Annotated in this window: 17 protein-coding genes; 9 read left to right on the top strand and 8 right to left on the bottom strand. The window is 68.3% G+C overall.

The features are described 5' to 3' along the window. Nucleotides 1-171: 171 nt before the first annotated feature. On the bottom strand, nucleotides 172-3,420 hold the full coding sequence (locus Q9R17_RS01410; protein ID WP_308156692.1) for an Rne/Rng family ribonuclease: 3,249 nt from the start codon (nucleotides 3,418-3,420) through the stop codon (nucleotides 172-174). A gap of 405 nt (nucleotides 3,421-3,825) precedes the next feature. On the opposite strand from Q9R17_RS01410, the gene Q9R17_RS01405 reads away from it, so the two are divergent. Then, nucleotides 3,826-4,800: an RluA family pseudouridine synthase gene (locus tag Q9R17_RS01405; RefSeq protein WP_308156691.1), complete on the top strand. Its 975-nt coding sequence runs from the start codon at nucleotides 3,826-3,828 to the stop codon at nucleotides 4,798-4,800. A 535-nt stretch (nucleotides 4,801-5,335) separates the two neighbouring features. Here Q9R17_RS01405 and zupT read toward each other — a convergent pair. The 3 genes from zupT to Q9R17_RS01390 all read right to left on the bottom strand — a co-directional run bounded on the left by zupT (nucleotide 5,336) and on the right by Q9R17_RS01390 (nucleotide 7,008). Continuing rightward, complete coding sequence (gene zupT / locus Q9R17_RS01400; RefSeq protein ID WP_308156690.1) at nucleotides 5,336-6,145, bottom strand: zinc transporter ZupT; 810 nt, start codon at nucleotides 6,143-6,145, stop codon at nucleotides 5,336-5,338. Between the two features lie 100 nt (nucleotides 6,146-6,245). Further along, nucleotides 6,246-6,662, bottom strand: a complete 417-nt coding sequence (locus tag Q9R17_RS01395; protein WP_308156689.1) for an energy transducer TonB — start codon at nucleotides 6,660-6,662, stop codon at nucleotides 6,246-6,248. Between the two features lie 4 nt (nucleotides 6,663-6,666). After that, a complete protein-coding gene (locus Q9R17_RS01390) occupies nucleotides 6,667-7,008 on the bottom strand; it encodes a 4a-hydroxytetrahydrobiopterin dehydratase (RefSeq protein WP_308156688.1) in 342 nt (113 codons plus the stop codon). Between the two features lie 90 nt (nucleotides 7,009-7,098). On the opposite strand from Q9R17_RS01390, the gene Q9R17_RS01385 reads away from it, so the two are divergent. Continuing rightward, the gene (locus tag Q9R17_RS01385; RefSeq protein ID WP_308156687.1) at nucleotides 7,099-7,698 is read left to right on the top strand and encodes an NfuA family Fe-S biogenesis protein; all 600 of its coding nucleotides are present in this window, start codon (nucleotides 7,099-7,101) and stop codon (nucleotides 7,696-7,698) included. Between the two features lie 9 nt (nucleotides 7,699-7,707). Beyond that, nucleotides 7,708-9,456 carry a hypothetical protein gene (locus Q9R17_RS01380; protein ID WP_308156686.1) on the top strand — a complete coding sequence of 583 codons (1,749 nt, stop codon included), beginning with the start codon at nucleotides 7,708-7,710 and terminating at the stop codon, nucleotides 9,454-9,456. Nucleotides 9,457-9,588: 132 nt separating this feature from the next. On the opposite strand, the gene Q9R17_RS01375 is transcribed toward Q9R17_RS01380, so the two are convergent. Both Q9R17_RS01375 and Q9R17_RS01370 read right to left on the bottom strand, forming a co-directional pair. Further along, a complete protein-coding gene (locus tag Q9R17_RS01375; protein WP_308156685.1) occupies nucleotides 9,589-10,002 on the bottom strand; it encodes a barstar family protein in 414 nt (137 codons plus the stop codon). Then, nucleotides 9,999-10,454: a ribonuclease domain-containing protein gene (locus Q9R17_RS01370; protein WP_308156684.1), complete on the bottom strand. Its 456-nt coding sequence runs from the start codon at nucleotides 10,452-10,454 to the stop codon at nucleotides 9,999-10,001. Before Q9R17_RS01370 ends, Q9R17_RS01375 begins: the two co-directional genes overlap by 4 nt. 219 nt (nucleotides 10,455-10,673) lie before the next feature. Here Q9R17_RS01370 and Q9R17_RS01365 point away from each other — a divergent pair, with 219 nt between their 5' ends. After that, nucleotides 10,674-11,285, top strand: a complete 612-nt coding sequence (locus tag Q9R17_RS01365) for a superoxide dismutase (protein ID WP_308156683.1) — start codon at nucleotides 10,674-10,676, stop codon at nucleotides 11,283-11,285. Nucleotides 11,286-11,397: 112 nt separating this feature from the next. Here the strand turns inward: Q9R17_RS01365 and Q9R17_RS01360 are convergent, their stop codons facing one another. Continuing rightward, entirely contained in the window at nucleotides 11,398-12,246 is an 849-nt protein-coding gene (locus Q9R17_RS01360) for an endonuclease/exonuclease/phosphatase family protein (RefSeq protein WP_308156682.1), read from the bottom strand. Nucleotides 12,247-12,410: 164 nt separating this feature from the next. Here Q9R17_RS01360 and Q9R17_RS01355 point away from each other — a divergent pair, with 164 nt between their 5' ends. Beyond that, on the top strand, nucleotides 12,411-13,976 hold the full coding sequence (locus tag Q9R17_RS01355; protein WP_308156681.1) for an oligopeptide:H+ symporter: 1,566 nt from the start codon (nucleotides 12,411-12,413) through the stop codon (nucleotides 13,974-13,976). Nucleotides 13,977-13,983: 7 nt separating this feature from the next. Then, nucleotides 13,984-14,607 carry a rhomboid family intramembrane serine protease gene (locus tag Q9R17_RS01350; RefSeq protein WP_308156680.1) on the top strand — a complete coding sequence of 208 codons (624 nt, stop codon included), beginning with the start codon at nucleotides 13,984-13,986 and terminating at the stop codon, nucleotides 14,605-14,607. 54 nt (nucleotides 14,608-14,661) lie between these two features. Here Q9R17_RS01350 and Q9R17_RS01345 read toward each other — a convergent pair whose 3' ends face one another. Then, nucleotides 14,662-14,835, bottom strand: a complete 174-nt coding sequence (locus tag Q9R17_RS01345; protein WP_308156679.1) for a hypothetical protein — start codon at nucleotides 14,833-14,835, stop codon at nucleotides 14,662-14,664. A 210-nt stretch (nucleotides 14,836-15,045) separates the two neighbouring features. Here Q9R17_RS01345 and Q9R17_RS01340 point away from each other — a divergent pair, with 210 nt between their 5' ends. The 3 genes from Q9R17_RS01340 to cfa all read left to right on the top strand — a co-directional run bounded on the left by Q9R17_RS01340 (nucleotide 15,046) and on the right by cfa (nucleotide 17,402). Continuing rightward, complete coding sequence (locus Q9R17_RS01340; protein ID WP_308156678.1) at nucleotides 15,046-15,348, top strand: GNAT family N-acetyltransferase; 303 nt, start codon at nucleotides 15,046-15,048, stop codon at nucleotides 15,346-15,348. A gap of 65 nt (nucleotides 15,349-15,413) precedes the next feature. Continuing rightward, nucleotides 15,414-16,262, top strand: coding sequence for a DUF3298 and DUF4163 domain-containing protein (locus Q9R17_RS01335; protein ID WP_308156677.1), 849 nt, complete (start codon nucleotides 15,414-15,416; stop codon nucleotides 16,260-16,262). Between the two features lie 21 nt (nucleotides 16,263-16,283). Then, complete coding sequence (cfa, locus tag Q9R17_RS01330; protein WP_308156676.1) at nucleotides 16,284-17,402, top strand: cyclopropane fatty acyl phospholipid synthase; 1,119 nt, start codon at nucleotides 16,284-16,286, stop codon at nucleotides 17,400-17,402. The last annotated feature ends 96 nt before the right edge of the window (nucleotides 17,403-17,498 follow it).

Below are 17,498 nucleotides of genomic sequence, written 5' to 3'. Positions count from 1 at the left end.
CCAGGCCATGCCTGGCTTGTTTAGCGCCCGGCCATGCCTGGCAGCGGGCGGATACCGATCCGGGGCGGCAACCAGAACATGGCCTGTCGCCCGCGCCTTCCGTGATCGCCGCCCATAAAAAAACGGCGGGGATCATCGATCCCCGCCGCGTCATGCCGATTCCCGGGCCGCTCAGGCGGCCGGCGGGGTGGGCTTCTCTTCGTCCTTCTTCGCTTCCTCGGCCTCGTCGACGACCGGGTCCGCCGCCGGGGCCTCGACTGCCGGCTGGGCCGGAGTGGCGGCATCGATAGCATCGAGCATGCTGGTCTGCACCGGTGCCACCGGGGTCACGACCGGCGTCTCCGCCTTCGGGGCTTCGACGGCGACCGGGGCTTCCGCCTTCGGGGCTTCGACGGCGACCGGGGCTTCCGCCTTCGGCGCTTCGACAGCGACCGGGGCTTCCGCCTTCGGTGCTTCGACAGCAACCGGGGCTTCGGCCTTCGGGGCTTCGACGGCAACCGGGGCTTCGGCCTTCGGTGCTTCGACGGCGACCGGGGCTTCCACCTTCGGTGCTTCGACGGCAACCGGGGCTTCGGCCTTCGGTGCTTCGACGGCAACCGGGGCTTCCACCTTCGGTGCTTCGACAGCGACCGGGGCTTCGGCCTTCGGTGCTTCGACAGCGACCGGGGCTTCGGCCTTCGGGGCTTCGACGGCGGCCGGGGCTTCCACCTTCGGTGCTTCGACCACGGCGCTGCTGACCGCGACAACCGGAGCGGCGGCGGCTACGGCGGCCGGGGTGCGGGCCGGCTTGCCGGCGTCGGTGGCCGGCGGCTCGATGTCGTCGTCGAAATCGAATTCCGGCTGCGGACGTGCCGGCTGGGCGGCGGCAACGGCGGTCACCTCACCGGTCTGTTCGACGGCCGGCTCGATGATGTCGCTGTCCTCACCGTCATCGCTGTCGTCCTGGTCATCGCCCAGGGCGTCGCCACCGGCGGCGTTCTCGGCATTGCCGCGACGGCGACGGCGACCACCGCGACGGCCGCGACGGCGGCGGGTCGCGCCTTCGCCGGCGGCATCGCCGTTGGCATCCACCGTGGCACCTTCGGTACCGGCATCGGCGCTGGCCTCGACCACCCCATCGGTGGCTTCGGCATCGACCACGGTGCCCAGCGGCGCATCGTTGGCCACCGGTGCGGTGACCGCGACGGCGGGGGCATCCTGCGGGGCCGCCACGGCAATGGCCGCGGCGGCAGCAGCGGTGACGGGCACCACGGCATCGGCCGGTGCGGCCTCGGTAGCGGCGCGCTGCGGCTTCTCGGCCGGCTTGTCACCGTCCTGGCGCGGCGGCTTGGGCTGCTTCACCTTCGGCTGCTGCTGGCCCTGGCCCTGCGGCTGCTCGTTGCGCGGCTTCTGCTGCTGGGGCTGCTGCTGCGGGTCACGCGGCTGGCGCGGCGGCTGCGCATCCTTGTTCTGGCCGTTCTGGCCATTCTGGGCATTGGCGTTGTTGCCGCCGTTGTTGCCCTGGCGGCGCTCGTCGCGCTCCTTGCGTTCGCCACGCTCCTTGCGGCCGCCCGGGTCCTTGCCCTGGGCGTTGGCGTTGCCGCCACGGTTGTCGTCGCGACGGTCCTTGCGGTCCTTGTTGCGATCCTTGTTGCGGTCCTTGCGGCCGCCATCGCCCTGCGGCTGGCGGGCCGTCGGGGCCGGCGCTGCGGCCGGGGCCGATTCGCCGCCGAAGACGCGCTTGAACCAGCCGACGATGCCGCCGCTGGCGGCCGGGGCCGGGGCGACCACCGGAGCCGGCACGGGGGCCGGGGCGGGGGCCACTTCTTCGCGGACCGGGGCCGGCGAGGTGTGCTTGACCTGGGTGACGGCCGGCGGCGGGATGTTCAGCTGGCCCTTGGTCAGCGCATGCACCGGCAGCTTGCGCGGGGTGCCGCGCTGGTAGCTCGGCTTGCCGCTTTCCTCGCCCAGCTCGTTCTCGCGCAGGCGGGTCACCACGTAGTGCGGTGTGTGCAGCTGCTCGTCGGCGACGATGACGATCGGGGCTTCATGGCGCTGCTCGATCTCACGCAGCGCGCTGCGCTTTTCGTTCAGCAGGTAATTGGCGATCTCCACCGGGGCCTGGACCAGCACCTGCCCGGTGTTTTCCTTCATGGCGTGCTCTTCGGCCACGCGGATGATCGACAGCGACAGCGATTCGACGCTGCGCATGCGGCCATGGCCGTCGCAGCGCGGGCAGACGATCTGGCTCGATTCGCCCAGGCTCGGGCGCAGGCGCTGGCGGCTCATTTCCAGCAGGCCGAAGCGCGAGATGCGGCCGACCTGCACGCGTGCACGGTCGTACTTGAGCGCATTGGCCAGGCGGTTCTCCACCTCGCGCTGGTGCTTGTTGGAGGCCATGTCGATGAAGTCGATGACCACCAGGCCGCCCAGGTCGCGCAGGCGCAGCTGGCGGGCCACTTCCTCGGCCGCTTCCAGGTTGGTCTGGAAGGCGGTGTCCTCGATGTCGCTGCCCTTGGTGGCGCGCGAGGAGTTCACGTCGACGGCGGTCAGCGCTTCGGTCTGGTCGACCACGATCGAGCCGCCCGACGGCAGGCGCACGTTGCGCTCGTAGGCACCTTCGATCTGCGATTCGATCTGGAAGCGGTTGAACAGCGGGATGTCGTCCTTGTAATGCTTGAGCTTGCGCAGGGTCTGCGGCATCACCTGCTGCATGAACTCGCGGGCGTGCTCGTACATCTCCTCGGTGTCCACCAGGATCTCGCCGATGTCGGCGCGCAGGTAGTCACGCAGGGCGCGCACGATCAGGCGCGATTCCTGGTAGATCAGGAACGGGGCCGGCTTGCTCAGTGCCGCTTCGGCAATGGCCCGCCAGACGTTGAGCAGGTAGTCCAGATCCCACTGCAGCTCTTCGGCATCGCGGCCGACGCCAGCGGTGCGGATGATCACGCCCATGTCGTCGGGGATGTTCAGCTTGTCCAGGGCGTCCTTCAGGGCAGCCCGGTCTTCGCCTTCGATGCGACGGGAGACACCGCCCGCGCTCGGCGAGTTCGGCATCAGCACCATGTAACGGCCGGCCAGCGAGATGAACGTGGTCAGGGCGGCGCCCTTGTTGCCACGCTCTTCCTTGTCCACCTGGACGACGATTTCCTGGCCTTCCTTCAGCAGTTCGCGGATGCCGGCCTTGTTGTGGTCGACGCCGGCCTGGAAGTAATCCCGGGAGATTTCCTTCAGCGGCAGGAAGCCATGGCGGCCACCGCCGTATTCGACGAAGGCGGCTTCCAGCGAGGGCTCGATGCGGAAGATCCGGCCCTTGTAGATGTTGGACTTCTTCTGTTCCTTGGACGGCTGTTCGATGTCGATGTCATACAACGACTGGCCATCCACGATGGCGACACGCAGCTCTTCAGCCTGCGTGGCGTTGATCAGCATTCGCTTCATTGTTGCGTTCCTCGCAAGCGGCTACCGCGCGGAACGCCATGGGGTTTCGCCTCTGGACACGGCTCGCTGCCCATTCGCGCAAGCGCGGGGAGGGCAGCTTGGGTTTCCAGCGCTACGACACCACGGCAGGCCGCGGGAGCGCTTCATTTTCTGGTTTTGGGTGTTGCAGGGCCGGCGGCGGCTGTCAGCCAGGCTGGAGCGCCGCACGGGACATGTTCAGCGCGACTGCGTGTCAGGCAATCGGCGATGGCCGGGAACGCCGGTGAGCCGCTAACATGGCCGCCCCGCGGGCGGTGGTCGCGCACTGTGCCGGATTCGTCGGAAGCTGGGCTTCTGGCCCTGAGTAACTTCCAACGAAATCAATCCCTTATCTCGCCCCCCGAGTGTAACAGAATAAACAGCCCGATGACTGCCCCAGACCCCACCAAGCCCGCCGGCGACAAGCCGTCCGTGCGCATGATCACCGTTCCGGCCGATCGCGCCGGCCAGCGACTGGACAATTTCCTGCTCGGCCAGCTCAAGGGCGCCCCACGCAGCCTGGTCTACAAGCTGGTCCGCAGCGGCCAGGTCCGCGTGAACGGTGGCCGGGCCAAGGCCGAACGCAAGCTGGAGGCGGGCGATGAAGTGCGTGTGCCGCCAGTCCGTCTCAGTGAAGAAGGAGACAAGGCCGGGCCGCCCGAGGCGTTCATGCGCCGCCTGGAGCAGGCCATCGTGTTCGAGGACGCGCGCCTGCTGGCCCTGAACAAGCCCTCCGGCGTGGCCAGCCACGGTGGCAGCGGCATCAGCTTCGGTGCCATCGAGACCCTGCGCGCTCTGCGCCCGGGGCAGACCCTGGAGCTGGTCCACCGGTTGGATCGCGACACATCGGGCCTGCTGGTGGTGGCCAAGAAGCGCTCGGCGCTGAGCGAGCTGCAGGCGCTGCTGCGTGAAGACCACGGCGCGGGTATCCGCAAGCGCTACCTGACCCTGCTGGCCGGGCGCATGCCTGATGGCGTGATGACCGTTGATGCCCCGCTGCATGTGGGCCTGCGCCAGGGGGGCGAACGCCACGTGCAGGTCAATGCGATCGGCAAGGCGTCGATCAGCCATTTCCGGGTGCTGGAGCGCCGTGGCGGCCATTCGTACTGCGAGGTGCGCATCGAGACCGGGCGCACCCATCAGATCCGCGTGCATGCCCAGCACCTGGGGCACCCGGTGGCTGGTGACGACAAGTACGGCGATCCAGCGGTCAACAAGCGGCTTCGTGAGCAGATCGGCCTCAAGCGCCTGTTCCTGCATGCCGCATCGCTGGAGTTCGCGCTGGACGACGGCAAGAGCCCGTATGTGCTGAATGCACCGTTGGCGGATGAGTTGGTCGAGGCGCTGGACAAGCTGCGCTGACGGATCAGGCTGGCCTCAGCCAGGCATGGCCTGGCTCTACCTAGGGTTGGGTAGATCCACGCCATGCGTGGATGCTTGCATCACCGCGCGGGACCGGGCTGGCCTCAGCCAGGCATGGCCTGGCTCTAGCTTGGGTTGGATGGATCCACGCCATGCGTGGATGCTTCCATCACCGCGCGGGACCGGGCTGGCCTCAGCCAGGCATGGCCTGGCTCTACCTAGGGTTGGGTAGGTCCACGCCATGCGTGGATGCTTCCATCATCGCGCGGGACCGGGTCTACCTCAGCCAGGCATGGCCTGGCTCTACCTGGGGTTTTGTTGATCCACGCCATGCGTGGATGTTTGCATCACCGCGCGTGACCGGGTCTACCTCAGCCAGGCACGGCCTGGCTCTACCCCGGGTTGGGTAGATCCACGCCATGCGTGGATGCTTGCATCACCGCGCGGGACCGGGCTGGCCTCAGCCAGGCATGGCCTGGCTCTACCTGGGGTTTTGTAGATCCACGCCATGCGTGGATGCGCCTTGCGGGGCCGCTCACCACTTGAACAGCACCAGGCTGATCGCCAGCGTGCCCATGCCCGCGACCAGGCCATACACGGTCTCATGGCCCTTGGCATACCGCTTGGCTGCGGGCAGCAGCTCGTCCAGCGCCAGGAACACCATCACCCCGGCGATCAGCCCGAACACCCAGCCGAAGGTGGCGTGCGACAGCGAGCCCTTCAGCAGGACATAGCCGATCGCCGCGCCCACCGGTTCGGCCAGGCCCGACAGCAGGCTGGCGGCGAAGGCATAGGCCTTGTTCTGCGTGGCGAAATACACCGGCACCGCGATCGCGATGCCTTCGGGAATGTTGTGGATGGCGATGGCGAATGCCAGCGGCATGCCCACCGAGGGGCTTTCCAGCGTGGCGAAGAACGTGGCCAGCCCTTCCGGGAAGTTGTGTGCGGTGATCGCGATGGAAGTCAGCAGGCCGACCCGCTTCAGGTAGGCGCGGCTGTTGTCGCGGAAGGCGGGATCCTGCTTGTCCAGGCTTTCATGCGGGTTGGGAATGAGGTGGTCGATCAGCACGATCGCCACCACGCCCAGCAGGAAGGCGATCGTGCCGTAGGTGAAGCCGGCCCGCGGCCCATAGGCCAGGCCGAACGATTCCACCGATTTGTTGAGGATCTCCGACAGCGAGACATACACCATCGCGCCGCCGGCGAAGGCGAGCCCGAAGGCCAGCAGGCGTGGATTGGGCCGGCGCGAGAACAGCACCAGCAGGCTGCCGATGGCGGTGGCCAGGCCGGCCGCGAGGGTGACCGCCAGGGCGATCCAGACGTTTTCCTGGGAAATCTGCAGCATGCGCCGGCGCGATCCTTACTCGGGTATGCCGACCGCCCGGCACGGGGCCGGGCGGCAGGCAGGGGGCGAGGCGTGGCGCAGGCTGGCCTCGGTCAGGGGCTCAACCGCCGCGGCGGGCGCGCTCTTCCACGGCGAAGCACTGGTCCGGCTTGGGCTGCGGCGGGTTGAAGCTCAGCGGCACCTGGATGGTGGCCGGCACGGCCTGGCCGTTGCGGGTGGCGGCCTTGAACTGCCAGCCCTGCACGGCGGCCTTGGCCAGTTCATCCAGCTGCGGGTTGCCGGCACTGCCGAGCAGGGTGATCTCGCTGGGCTTGCCGTCCACGCCGATCACCACCTTGAAGGTGGTGGTGCCGCCCACGCCCAGGCAGGCCAGCTCCAGCGGGTACTGCGGCGGCGGGGTCTTCACCGCGGCCACCTCGGTGGGCGGGATGGCCGGGGCCGCCGGCGGGGCGGTGCCGCCACAGCCGGCCAGGCCGGCCACAGCGAACAGGGACAGGCTCAACAGACGCAGGTTCATGGGGTTACTCCGTCAGGGCTGCGGCCTTGGCCGCACAGATGAAGTCGTTCTCGCTCAGGCCACCCACGTCGTGGGTGGAAAAACGCACCACGGCACGGTCGTAGTGCACCCCCAGGTCGGGGTGGTGGTCTTCGCGGTGGGCGATCCAGGCCAGGGCGTTCACGAAGGCCATGGTCGCGTGGTAGTTGTCGAAGCGGAACGTGCGCACCAGCGCCTGGCCGGCTTCGGCCAGCTCCCATCCCGGCACCTGGGCCAGCAGTTCCGCCACGCGGGCTTCGCCCAGGCGGTGATCGCTGCCGCGGCGCGGCACGCAATGGGCCTGTGCCAGCGGGATCAGGTCGGCCATGGGGGTTCCTCCACTTGTATTGATGAACAATGCGCCGGACGGTGTATAAACCGAATGAGCGCGTAACGTAGACAAGGCTAGAATAGCCCGATGATCCAGATCTCCGACACTGCCCAGCGGCATTTCCGCAAGCTGATCGAACGCGAAGGCATCCCCGGCATGGGGGTGCGCCTGAGCGCGGTCGACCCTGGCACACCGCGCGCCGATGCGCGCCTGGAGTTCGCCGAACCGGCCGACCTGCTCGGCGACGAGTGGGCGGTGGACTGCGAAGGCTTCACCCTCTATGTGGATGCGACCAGCGTGGGCTGGCTGGACGGTGCCGAGATCGACATCGTCGCCGGCACGGCAGGTGGCCAGCAGCTGACCATCAAGGCCCCGCGCATCAAGGGCGAAGCGCCCGGCGATGCAGCCTCGCTGGTCGAGCGCGTGCACTGGGTGGTGGAAAATGAAATCAACCCGCAGCTGGCATCCCACGGCGGCAAGGTGGCCGTGCAGGAAGTCTCGGCCGAGGGCGTGGTGCTGCTGCGCTTCGGTGGCGGCTGCCAGGGCTGTGGCATGGCCGATGTGACGCTCAAGCAGGGCATCGAGAAGACCCTGATGGGGCGTGTGCCGGGCATCACCGCCGTGCGTGATGCCACGGACCATGACAGTGGCCAGGCGCCCTACATTCCCCGCGGCAACGCTGCCTGACGCCGCCGCGTGCCGTTGCGCCGGGCTGACGAACTCATCGCTTCCCTGCTGGCCCGCCAGCAGGCCGCTCCCATCCTCGAAAAGACCACGGGCCTGCCTTACGGCTGGGCCCTGTGGCTGCGTGCGCTGACGCCACTGCAGCGGCCGTTCCATGCCCGCGATGTGATCGCGGTGCTGTTGCCGCGGCCGTTGCCCGGTGCGCCGGGGCGGCTGCCCGCACTGGGGTTCGCGCAGGCCCTGCGCCGCCTGTTCTGGCAGGACTGGGACCCGGCCCCGCGCGACCAGCGCTGGATGCGCTGGGTTTCGTCGCTGGCCAGCGTCCTGCTGCACCTGCTGTTCTTCGTGCTGTTGCTGTGGGTGGCGATGATCCGCCCGCCGGCCAGTGAGCGCGAGGGGGGTGAGGGCGAGCGCATCCAGGTCGAGTTCCTGGGCCAGGGCACGCAGGAAGGCGGGGGCGAGCAGCCCGGTGCGGCCGAGGCCATCGCCGCCGCCGCCAGTGCGGCGGCCGCGGCGGCACAGGCCGAGGCCGAAGCGGCAGGATGGGCGGCGCCCGCCCGCCCGCAGCCTGCCGCGCACACCGCGCAGGCCACCCAGCCGCCACCCGCGGCGGCGCCCCCTTCTCCGGCCGAGCCCGCACCGGCGGCCGAGCCTGTGCCGTCCCCACCCGTGCAGGCCACGGACGTAGTGCAGGCCAGTACCGATTTCGTGGTGCCGCCGGTCAGCCACCTGCGTACCGAAGTGCGCGTGGTGCCGCGCGCGGCCGAGGTGCCGGCGGTGCGCGAACGCAGCGTGCAGGCGGTGCAGGCACCGCAGGTTCCCACGCCGGTGACCCCGCCGCCGGTCCGTGTACCGACCCCGGCACTGTCTGAGCCGCAGGTGCGCGAACGGGAGATCGCCCAGGTCGATCCGGCCCCGGCGATGCCACCGTTGCGTCCCGTCGAGGTGCGCGTGCGCACCCCGCAGCGCGACCTGCAGGTGCAGGAGCGCGAGGTGACTACGGTGTCCGCCGAATCCGTGCAGCTGGCGCGCGTGCCCGTGCCGGAGCCGGGTGTGCGTGACCGGCAGGTACCGCAGGTGGCAGTGCGCGAACGCAGCGTCACCGCGCGCGAGCCGGCCCCGGCCCTGGCGGCATCGACGGCGACCGCAGCGGCCGATGGCCGTGCAGCCACAGCAGCCATGGCTTCTCCTGCGCGCAGTGCGGTGCCGGCCGGGCAGGCCGGCGCGCGGTCCGCGCCTGCGCCCGGCAACTGGGCCACGCCAGCCCGGGGGGATGACTGGGGCGCGTCCAGCCGTGACCGGCCCGGTGCTGCCCGCGGTGCGCAGGCCTCTACCGGTGGGCAGGGCCAGGGGTTGTTCAACGCCGATGGCAGCGTGCGCGTGCCCGGGCAGGAGGGCGCTGCGGGGGGCAGCCAGCGCGGTGCCCCCGGTGGCGACAGCGATGGCTGGACCAAGGACCGCATCGCCCAGTCGGGAACCTGGCTCAAGCGGCCCCCCTATGACTACACGCCCACCTCGTTCGACAAGTACTGGGTACCGCAGGAATCGTTGCTGGCCGAATGGGTGCGCAAGGGCATCAAGTCGCTCGAGATTCCGCTGCCCGGTACCAGCACGAAGATCTCCTGCGTGATCTCGCTCCTGCAGGCCGGTGGGGGCTGTGGCCTGAGTGATCCGAACATGCAGGACCAGCCGGCGATCGCGCGCCCGCCGCCGGACATCCCGTTCAAGAAGGAACTGCAGGAAGACAACGGCAGCCGCTGATGGCTGCCATTGTCCGCGCAGGGTCTCGATGCGCGGCGCCGCACCGGTGTCGGCGCCTGCAGCGCCACGCCATGCGTGGATGCCTTGCGCGCGGACGCCCCCGCGCCGCCCAGGGGCGGCGCTACCGTAGGGTCATTCGCGTTGCGACAGGAACACCCAGAACGGCACATCGCGCGCGACCCAGTCGCGGCTGGCGTCGTCCAGGATGTCCAGCAGGGTGTCGAAATCCTTCGGTGCGCTGGCACGCAGCGCGTCCACGTCGGCCAGGAACAGGGCGTGCCCGTGGCCGGGCAGCCACTGCAGGTCGCGCAGGTTGTCCGACAGCGCATCCCAGTTGCCGCCGAAACCTGCCGGAAAATCCAGCTGCGCGGCCAGCCGCGCCAGCAGCGTGCGCTTGTCCGCCACGCTCTGCAGGTCGATGCGGCTGATGTGCAGGCCGGCATCGCGCATGGCCGCGGCAAGCGCATCGATGTCGCCGCTGTCGATGGCGTAGACGCCTGCATTGTTGATGTCGTGCAGGCCAAGGCCGAAATCATCGTGGCTCATCGGGTGTCTCCAGGGGCGGGCACGGTGAAGCTGCGGAACGAATCGTAGTGGTCGTCGGTGTAGTACCACGCATCCGGCGGGTCGCCGCCGGTGATGATGCGGCGGGTGCCCCGCGTGGCGGCACCGGGGGTATCCACCGTGTATTCGCGGTAGTAGCCGCGGGGCCGCTGCGGCAGGCGTTGTTCGCGGTTGCCGAACACGCTGCCGTCCTGGCGGTGCGGGAACGGGCCGCCGCGCTGGATCAGGGCGATGGTGGCGCGTGCTTCGGCAGGCAGGAACGGTGGCAGGCGGTCGCTGGCGCGCGCGGTCGGCGCGGCGCCTGCGGGGCCGGCGGTACCGTTCTGCAGTGCCGGTGCGAACTGTGGCGGCGCCGGCCGCTGCAGCAGGTGGTTGGCCAGCAGCCCGGCCAGCAGCAGGGCGATGGCGGCGATCAGCAGCCGGGGGTTGCGCATGGGCAGGCACGGGCAGGGAGGATGCGCGCACTGTAGCGCCTGCGTGCTGCACGGTGCATGAGGCGCGGCGCTGCGTCACGGGCAGGTCACACTTGCCGCGGGCCTCACGGGCAGGACGAAGTTTCCTTTACATCCCCCTTGGTAATCTGGCGCTCTATCCCCATCATTCACGGCGCAACTCCCGGCACCGCCGGGCGACCCGTCACCAGGAGATCCACCATGGCCTACACCCTGCCCAAGCTGACTTACGCCTACGACGCGCTGGAACCGCATATCGATGCGGCGACGATGGAAATCCACCACACCAAGCACCACCAGACCTACATCAACAACGTCAACGCGGCGCTGGAAGGCACCGAGTACGCTGACCTGCCGGTGGAAGAACTGGTGAAGAAGCTCAAGTCGCTGCCGGAGAACCTGCAGGGCCCGGTGCGCAACAACGGTGGCGGCCACGCCAACCATTCGCTGTTCTGGACCGTGATGGCCCCCAATGCGGGCGGCAACCCGGTCGGTGGCGTTGCCCAGGCGATCGACAAGGACCTGGGGGGCTTCGACAAGTTCAAGGATGCCTTCACCAAGGCGGCGCTGACCCGCTTCGGCAGCGGCTGGGCATGGCTGAGCGTCACCCCGGACAAGAAGGTCGTGGTGGAAAGCACCGGCAACCAGGACAGCCCGCTGATGGAAGGCAACACGCCGATCCTGGGCCTGGACGTGTGGGAACACGCCTACTACCTGAAGTACCAGAACCGTCGCCCGGAATACATCGGTGCGTTCTTCAACGTCATCGACTGGAACGAAGTCGAGCGCCGCTACCAGGACGCGATCGCCTGAGAACGGTAGCGCCGGGCCCTGCCCGGTGGCTTCAGTCAAAGGCCGGGGGAAATCCCCGGCCTTTTTGCTGGTCTGCGCTGTCGGGCCAGGCCCGGCGAACGCAGCGGCGCGATCATTCGGTGGACGCCGGGGCGTCCTGCAGGCGCAGGGTGGCCATCACGCCCAGGCGCAGGCTGGGCAGGTCGCCATCGGCAGGCAGGCTGATGGGCTGCTGGCGGATGCCACCGAAATGCTTGACCTGGAACAGCACGTCCAGCCCATGCCCACCGGCCCCACCCCCACTGGCAGCCATCTCGCTGCGGCCGCCCGGGTTGCGCCGGGCGGGCTGGAAGCCCGGGGTGCTGCGTACCAGTTCGCTGGTGCTGGCCGCGAAATCGCCGGCGATCAGGCTGGGCATGCCCTCGGCGGTGGCACCGATCCAGGTCATCAGGTCGCTGGCCTGGTGCTGGCGCGGGCCGGGCGCCTCCGAATCCGGGCGCAGGCGCGCGACATAGACATTGAGCAGGGCCTCGCCCAGCCGCACCCGCAGCATGCCGGCGGCGCTGAACGTGCCGGGCGGGTGCAGCAGGGTGACACCGTCTTCGGCCACCGGCAGCCGGGTCAGCATGGCATTGCCGTGGCGCAACGGCTGGCTGGGCGGGTCGGCGGTGACGAAATCACAGCTGTAGCGCAACCGGCTGGCCAGCCAGCATGCGGGGTTGCGGCCCTGTTCCTGCAGCACCTGCTGCACGGAAATGACATCCGGCTGCAGTTCGCCGAGCACGCGCAGCACCTGGTCCCGGCGCTGCTTCCATTGGCTGTCGTCGCGGCTGGGCAGCTCCAGTGATGCCACGGTCAGCTGCCGCAGGTCATGGCTGTCCTGTGCGGGCAGGGCCGGCTGCGGGGTGGCAGACGCCGGCAGCACCAGTGCCAGCCACCCGAGGCAGGCAAGCAGGGAGCGGGCAAGGGGGAGGGGGCGCATAACGATAAGTTTACGCCTTTGTCGTGCAGGGACCGTGACTTCCGGCCTGCCGGCGCCGTGCCTGCCATGCCTGACGCGCAAAGTCACGCAGCCCTGCAGCGTGCGCTGCGCAGGGTGCTTCCGGTACCCTTGGGCCCTTTGTTTCCGCAGGAACCCCTTCCAGGATGAGCTACGACGCAGCCGCACCCGCCGCCGGCAAAGGAACCATGCCGCGCCAGATACCGTACATCATCGGCAACGAGGCCTGCGAACGGTTCAGTTTCTACGGGATGCGCAACATCCTGGTGCAGTTCCTGATCACCTCCCTGCTGCTGCAGGAGCTCACCGCCGAAGGGCGGGCCGGTGAGGCCAAGGACATCATGCACAGCTTCATGATCGGCGTGTACTTCTTCCCGCTGCTCGGTGGCTGGCTGGCCGACAAGTTCTTCGGCAAGTACCACACCATCCTCTGGTTCAGCCTGGTCTACTGCGCCGGCCACCTGTGCCTGGCGCTGTTCGAGGACAGCCGCCAGGGCTTCTTCCTCGGCCTGGGCCTGATCGCGCTGGGTGCCGGCGGCATCAAGCCGCTGGTGGCCTCGTTCATGGGCGACCAGTTCGACCAGAGCAACAAGCATCTGGCCAAGATCGTCTTCGATGCCTTCTACTGGATCATCAATTTCGGCTCGCTGTTCGCCTCGCTGCTGATCCCGCTGGTGCTGAAGAACTGGGGCCCGCAGTGGGCGTTCGGCATCCCGGGCATCCTGATGTTCGTGGCCACCTTCGTGTTCTGGCTGGGCCGCAAGCGGTACGTGCTGGTGCCGCTGCCGCCGAAGGACCCGCATTCGTTCGCCAACGTGGTGCGCACCGCGCTGACCGCGCGTGTCGCCGGCCACGGCCGCCCGGGCCTGGCCATCGCCGTTGCCGGCCTGGTGCTGGCGGCGGCGTCCTTCGGCCTGGTCGGGTCGCTGGGTATCGTGATCTGCCTGTGCCTGGCGCTGGTAGCCATCCTGGCCGGCGTCGGTGGCGGTACCTGGCTGCAGCTCGACCGTGCCCGCAGCCAGCATCCGGCCGAGGCCGTGGAGGGCGTGCGTGCCGTGCTGCGCGTGCTGGTCATCTTCGCCCTGACCACGCCGTTCTTCTCGCTGTTCGACCAGAAGGCCTCCACCTGGGTGCTGCAGGGCCAGCAGATGCAGATGCCGGAATGGTTCACCGCCTCGCAGATGCAGGCACTGAACCCGCTGCTGGTGATGATCCTGATCCCGTTCAACAACCTGGTGCTGTACCCGGCGCTGCGCCGCTTCGGCATCGAGCCGACCGCACTGCGCCGGATGACCGCCGGCATTGCGTTCAGCGGCCTGGCCTGGATCGTCATCGGTGGCATCCAGGTGGTGATGGACGGTGGCAATGCGATGTCGATCTTCTGGCAGATCCTGCCGTACGCGCTGCTGACCTTCGGTGAAGTGCTGGTGTCGGCCACCGGCCTGGAGTTCGCCTACAGCCAGGCCCCGCAGGCCATGAAGGGCGTGGTGATGAGCTTCTGGAACCTGACCACCACCATCGGCAACCTGTGGGTGCTGCTGTCCAACGCGGCGGTGCGCAACGATGCGGTGACCCACAAGATCGCCAGCACGGGCCTGAGCGAGGCCGCGTTCCTGATGTTCTTCTTCGCCGGCTTTGCCTTCGTGGCGGCGTTTGCCTTCGGTTGGTACGCGCGACGCTATCGTATGGTCGACAATTACCGCAGCGCCTGAGCCCGACATGACCCCTGTCAACCTGCTGTTGATCGCCATCACCGCCATTGTCTCGTGGATGGCCTTCAACAACCGCAAGCTGGCCGACCGCCTGATCCTGTGGCCGCCGGCGGTGGATCGCCATCGCCAGTATGATCGCCTGCTGACCTACGGCTTCATCCATGCCGACTGGTCGCACCTGATCTTCAACATGATCACGCTGTTCTTCTTCGGCGGCCAGATCGAACGGGTGATGGTGCAGCTGACCGGCAGTTGGCTGACCTACCCGGCGTTCTACCTGGGGGCGCTGCTGGTGTCGATCCTGCCCAGCTACCTGAAGAACCAGAAGAACCCCAACTACCTGAGCCTGGGTGCATCGGGCGCGGTATCGGCGGTGCTGTTCGCCTTCATCCTGCTCAGCCCGTGGACGATCATCCTGGTGTTCTTCATCCCGGCACCGGCGATCGTCTATGCGGTGTTCTACGTGGGCTACAGCATCTGGATGGACCGCCGCGGCGGCGACCGCATCAACCACAGCGCGCACCTGGCCGGGGCGGCCTTCGGCGTCCTGTTCATGCTGGCCATGCAGCCGAGCATCTTCAGCCACTTCCTGGGCGAGCTTTCCAGCCCGCGTTTCGGGCTAGGGGGCTGAGCGGGCGGGGCGGCCCATCGGGTCCGCCCGTCACCGGCAATGAAAGAAGGCGGCTCAGGCCGCCTTCTGTGCATCCGCGCCATAGGTATCAAGCAGGCGGGTGAATACTTCCTCGCCGATGGTGCGGAAGGCATCGTCATCGGTCTGGCCTTCCACGGCCAACTGCAGCAGTCCTTCCAGCAGTGCCGCATCGGCATCGGAACGCGGGGTGGAATCGGTCGGGGTCATCATGTCCTCGTGGTGCGGTGGAGCCTGGGAAAAGTACGCAAGGGCCGTGCCAGCAGGTACAGGGCCCCTGACCGGTCTATCGGCCGCCGGGCTGCTGCCTTGAGGGGCAGGAAGTGACGTGAAGGGGCACACATTGCCCCTGTTCAGGCTTCACGCGATCATGGCGCCCCGCTGCGCACCATCCACGCAGTTGCCGCAGGAGACAGTCCCATGGCGTCGGTCACCCCTCCCGGACTGGCCTACGAGGTCGAGCACGACCAGGCCAGCCATCGCTTCACCGCGCGCGTGCGCGGCCACGTGGCGGTGCTGGACTACCAGATCAAGCGACGGCGGATGGTCATCACCCATACGGAAGTGCCCGAGCCGATCGCTGGCCGTGGCGTTGCCGGTGAGCTGACCCGGGTCGCGCTGCGTTTCGCGCGCGAACACAAGTACAAGGTGGTGCCGGCATGCTCCTATGCCGAGGCGTTCCTGCAGCGCCACGAGGAGTATCACGACCTGCTGGTGGGCTGATCCAGCCGGTCACGCTTCAGCCTGGAAAGGCGATGATGTACGAACATGAACAGGGGATTGCAACGATGAAGAGGAACACCCGGCCACTGCGGATGACCGCGCTGGCAGGCACGCTGGCGCTTGTCCTGCTGGCCGGTTGCCAGCGCGAAACGGCAGCACCGGCCACGGATGGCGCGGTTGCCGGTGATGCCGCACCGGCGCCGGCGGTGGCAGCGGCCGATGCGCCGGTGGAACTGCGCGACATCATCGAAACCAACGAGCGCGAGGTGGTGGGCATCAGTTACCCCGCCGATGCCAGCCGTTACCCGGGCCTGGCCAGGGCATTGCAGGCCTATGCCGTCGATGCGCGGGGTGAACTGCAGCAGGCGCTGGACGGGCTGGGCAATGACAAGCCGACGATGCCCTACGAACTGTCGCTGAGCTTTGAAACGGTGCTGGAAACCCCGCAGCTGGTGGTGGTCAGTGCCGATGGCAGCCGCTACACCGGTGGCGCCCACGGCGAGCCACTGGTGGCGCGCTTTGTCTGGCTGCCGGAAACACAGCAGATGCTGACCGCCGACAAGCTGGTGGCCGACAGTGCGGGCTGGAAAGCGATCAGTACCTATGTGGCCGACCAGCTGCGCGAGCGCGCGGCCACCCGGCTGAGCAGCGAGGACATGGAGCCGGCGCAGATGCAGGAACAACTGCGCAGCGCCAGCCGCATGATTGCCGACGGCACCGGCCCGCGGGCCGACAATTTCAGCCAGTTCCAGCCCTTGACCGATGCACAGGGCCGCATCACCGCCGTGCGTTTCGTGTTCCCGCCCTACCAGGTGGGGCCGTATTCGGATGGTACGCAGACCGCCGATGTGCCGGCGGCGGTGCTGCTGCCGCACGTGGCCAAGGACTACACGGGGCTGTTCGTGCAGGGCTAGGCCCGGAATGACGGAGGTGGTGTGGACGCAGGTTTGCAGGCGCGGGTCACCGGCTTGTTGCAGGAAGCCGGGATCACCGTTGGCGGTCATCGGCCGCAGGACATCCAGGTGCATGATCCGCGGTTCTACCCGCGGGTCATGGGGCAGGGCTCGCTGGGGCTGGGCGAAAGCTACATGGAGGGCTGGTGGGATGCCCACGTCCTGGATGACGTCCTGCTGCACCTGATGCAGGCGCACCTGGACGAGCGCGTGCACGGCTGGCGCGAAGTGGCCGATGCCCTGAAGGCGCGGCTGTTCAACCTGCAGGCCGGGCAGGGCAGCTATGAAGTCGGACGTCGCCATTACGACCTGGGCAATGACCTGTACCAGGCGATGCTCGGCCAACGCATGGTCTACAGCTGCGGCTACTGGCGCAATGCCGGCGACCTGGACAGTGCGCAGGAGGCCAAGCTGGACCTGGTCTGCCGCAAGCTGGGGTTATGCCCGGGCCAGCGCGTGCTGGACATCGGCTGCGGCTGGGGCGAGGCGTTGAAGTTCGCCGCCGAGCGCTACGGCGTCAGTGGCGTCGGGGTGACCATCTCGCAGGAACAGGCCGAGCATGCCCGCCGGCTGTGCGCGGGCCTGCCCATCGAGATCCGCCTGCAGGATTACCGCGCGGTGGATGAAACGTTCGATGCGATCTTCTCGATCGGCATGTTCGAGCATGTGGGCGACAAGAACTATGCGAGTTTCTTCGAAGTCGCCCGGCGCTGCCTGTCACCGCAGGGCCTGCTGCTGCTGCACACCATCGGCAGCAATGTTTCCCGGCGCCGCACCGACCCGTGGATCGCGCGCTACATCTTCCCCAACTCGATGCTGCCATCGGCAGTGCAGGTCACCCGCGCGTTCGAGAGGCGTTTCGTGCTGGAGGACTGGCACAACTTCGGTACCGACTACGACCTGACCCTGCAGGCATGGCGGCGCAACATCGAGGCGGCGTGGGACCGGCTGGATGCGCAGCGCTATGACGAAACGTTCCGGCGCATGTGGCGGTTCTATCTGGCCGGTTCGATGGCGACCTTCCGCTGCCGGCATGCGCAGCTGTGGCAGCTGGTGCTGTCGCCGGGCGGCGTGCCTGGCGGATACGTCGCACCGCGCTGACCGGCAAGCGCATCCACGCATGGCGTGGATCTACCCGGGGGGCGCGCACATCCCCATCGATCCATGCCATGCGTGGATGGCGCGACAACCAACCGC

The sequence above is a fragment of the Stenotrophomonas sp. 24(2023) genome (genome assembly GCF_030913365.1).
In the GTDB taxonomy this organism is placed as follows: Bacteria; Pseudomonadota; Gammaproteobacteria; order Xanthomonadales; family Xanthomonadaceae; genus Stenotrophomonas.
The sequence above is the reverse complement of the archived record's forward strand: the minus strand, read 5'-3'. Positions and strand labels throughout refer to the sequence as shown.

Excerpts from the sequence above, each read along its gene's own strand:
- Q9R17_RS01410 (WP_308156692.1), bottom strand. The coding sequence starts at position 3,420 with ATGAAGCGAATGCTGATCAACGCCACGCAGGCTGAAGAGCTGCGTGTC.
- Q9R17_RS01405 (WP_308156691.1), top strand. The coding sequence starts at position 3,826 with ATGACTGCCCCAGACCCCACCAAGCCCGCCGGCGACAAGCCGTCCGTG.
- zupT (WP_308156690.1), bottom strand. The coding sequence starts at position 6,145 with ATGCTGCAGATTTCCCAGGAAAACGTCTGGATCGCCCTGGCGGTCACC.
- Q9R17_RS01395 (WP_308156689.1), bottom strand. The coding sequence starts at position 6,662 with ATGAACCTGCGTCTGTTGAGCCTGTCCCTGTTCGCTGTGGCCGGCCTG.
- Q9R17_RS01390 (WP_308156688.1), bottom strand. The coding sequence starts at position 7,008 with ATGGCCGACCTGATCCCGCTGGCACAGGCCCATTGCGTGCCGCGCCGC.
- Q9R17_RS01385 (WP_308156687.1), top strand. The coding sequence starts at position 7,099 with ATGATCCAGATCTCCGACACTGCCCAGCGGCATTTCCGCAAGCTGATC.
- Q9R17_RS01375 (WP_308156685.1), bottom strand. The coding sequence starts at position 10,002 with ATGAGCCACGATGATTTCGGCCTTGGCCTGCACGACATCAACAATGCA.
- Q9R17_RS01370 (WP_308156684.1), bottom strand. The coding sequence starts at position 10,454 with ATGCGCAACCCCCGGCTGCTGATCGCCGCCATCGCCCTGCTGCTGGCC.
- Q9R17_RS01365 (WP_308156683.1), top strand. The coding sequence starts at position 10,674 with ATGGCCTACACCCTGCCCAAGCTGACTTACGCCTACGACGCGCTGGAA.
- Q9R17_RS01360 (WP_308156682.1), bottom strand. The coding sequence starts at position 12,246 with ATGCGCCCCCTCCCCCTTGCCCGCTCCCTGCTTGCCTGCCTCGGGTGG.
- Q9R17_RS01355 (WP_308156681.1), top strand. The coding sequence starts at position 12,411 with ATGAGCTACGACGCAGCCGCACCCGCCGCCGGCAAAGGAACCATGCCG.
- Q9R17_RS01350 (WP_308156680.1), top strand. The coding sequence starts at position 13,984 with ATGACCCCTGTCAACCTGCTGTTGATCGCCATCACCGCCATTGTCTCG.
- Q9R17_RS01345 (WP_308156679.1), bottom strand. The coding sequence starts at position 14,835 with ATGACCCCGACCGATTCCACCCCGCGTTCCGATGCCGATGCGGCACTG.
- Q9R17_RS01340 (WP_308156678.1), top strand. The coding sequence starts at position 15,046 with ATGGCGTCGGTCACCCCTCCCGGACTGGCCTACGAGGTCGAGCACGAC.
- Q9R17_RS01335 (WP_308156677.1), top strand. The coding sequence starts at position 15,414 with ATGAAGAGGAACACCCGGCCACTGCGGATGACCGCGCTGGCAGGCACG.